This window comes from Nonomuraea sp. ZG12, assembly GCF_052068115.1.
Classification (GTDB): domain Bacteria; phylum Actinomycetota; class Actinomycetes; order Streptosporangiales; family Streptosporangiaceae; genus Nonomuraea.
In genome coordinates, this window is record NZ_JBQHCW010000081.1 from 1 (window position 1) to 1752 (window position 1752).

Sequence of the window (1752 nt, forward strand, 5' to 3'; positions counted from 1 at the left end):
GCTATTCGACGAGTTTTCCGACGCTGGAGACCTCGCGCATGAGCGCCGCGATCTCGTCGGGAATCGGGGGGATCGTCTCCCTCGTCACCGATCCGGGTCCGGACCACACGAGGTTGACCCGCAGCGCGGGATCGAGGTCGGGGTGGTCGGAGCGGTTGTGGCAGCCACGGGTCTCGCGCCGTTCGAGCGCGGTCTCGACGGTCGCTCGTGCGGCGAGCGCCGCCGACTTCAGGTCGAAGGCGTGCGCCAGGTCCTGGAAGCCGGCGATGTCCGGGTGCACGCCGACGTCGTCGATGCGCGCCTCCACGGTGGAGAGTGCGGCCAGGCCCTGCCGCAGGCCGGTCTCGTCGCGGACCACGCCGGCGTGCTCGGTCATGATGTCGCGCAGGGCTCGCTGCAGTGACCGTACGTTCTCGGGGCCGTCGGCGCCGAGGAGGCCGTCCACCTCCGCCCGTGCCGTGTCGAGCGCCTCGGCCGAGCGGCGCTGGGCGTCGAGGCCCGCTGAGTACTCGGCCGCCGCCTGTCCGACGATGCGGCCGAAGACGAGGAGTTCGATGAGGGAGTTGCCGCCGAGGCGGTTGGCGCCGTGCAGGCCGCTGGCCGCCTCCCCGATCGCGTACAGGCCGTCGACGTCCGTGCCGTGGTCCTCGGGCCGTACCCAGACGCCGCCCATCGAGTAGTGCGCGGTCGGCGCGATCTCGATCGGCTCCTTGGTGATGTCGAGCATCTGCAGTTCGAGGAGCGTCTGGTAGACGCGGGGCAACCGCGTCATGATCGTCTCGCGGGGGAGATGGGACACGTCCAGCCACACACCCCCGTTCGGGGTGCCGCGGCCTTCCTTGATCTCGGTGTAGGCGGCCAGTGCGACGCGGTCGCGGGTGGACAACTCCATCCGTTCCTGGTCGTACCGCGACATGAACCGCTCCCCGAGCTGGTTGCGCAGGATTCCTCCCTCGCCCCGTGCGGCCTCCGAGACGAGGGTGCCGGCCGCGTTCTCGGGTGCGATGAGACCGGAGGGGTGGAACTGCACCAGCTCGGGGTCGCGGATGCGGCAGCCGGCCAGGACGGCCAGGCGGAAGGAGTCGCCGGTGTTCTCGTCCCGGCGGGAGGAGGTGCGCCGCCAGATCCGGGTGTGGCCGCCGGCGGCCAGGATCACCGCATCGGCGTGGATGACATAGCGGGTGCCGTCGGTCAGGTCGAACCCGTACGCGCCGAAGACCGCGTTGTCGCGGACGAGGAGACGGGTGATGTAGACGCTGTCGAGGATGGGGACGTCGAGCTGCGCGGCCCGGTTGATCAGGGTGCGCTGGATCTCCAGCCCGGTGTAGTCCCCGGCGTAGGCCGTGCGGCGGTAGGTGTGGGCGCCGAAGAAGCGCTGCGAGATGCGCCCGTCCTGTTCGCGGGCGAACGGCATGCCGTAGCGCTGGAGGTCTTCGATGCCGCGTGCGGCCCCTTCGGTGACGATGCGCACCGTCTCCGGGTTGGCGAGGAGATAGCTCTCCTTGAGGGTGTCCGCGGCGTGCTGCTGCCAGCTGTCCTCGGGGTCCATCGTGGCGAGCGCCGCGTTGATGCCCCCGGCGGCGAGCGAGGTGTGCGCGTCCGCCTTCGGCCGTTTGCCCACGGCGAGGACGTCGACGCCGTGCTCGGCGAGCTCGATGGCGGCCCGCAGCCCGGCACCCCCCGTGCCGATGACCAGGACGGACGTGGCTATCCGGTTCTCCGGCGCATGCATGGTGTGCTCCTCAACCCGCA

Annotated in this window: 1 protein-coding gene; it reads right to left on the reverse strand. The window is 70.9% G+C overall.

The genetic code is table 11. The features are described 5' to 3' along the window. Position 1: 1 nt before the first annotated feature. Positions 2-1752 (reverse strand): L-aspartate oxidase (locus ACTMTF_RS49310; RefSeq protein WP_441117025.1); only part of this gene is annotated, 1751 nt, incomplete at its 5' end.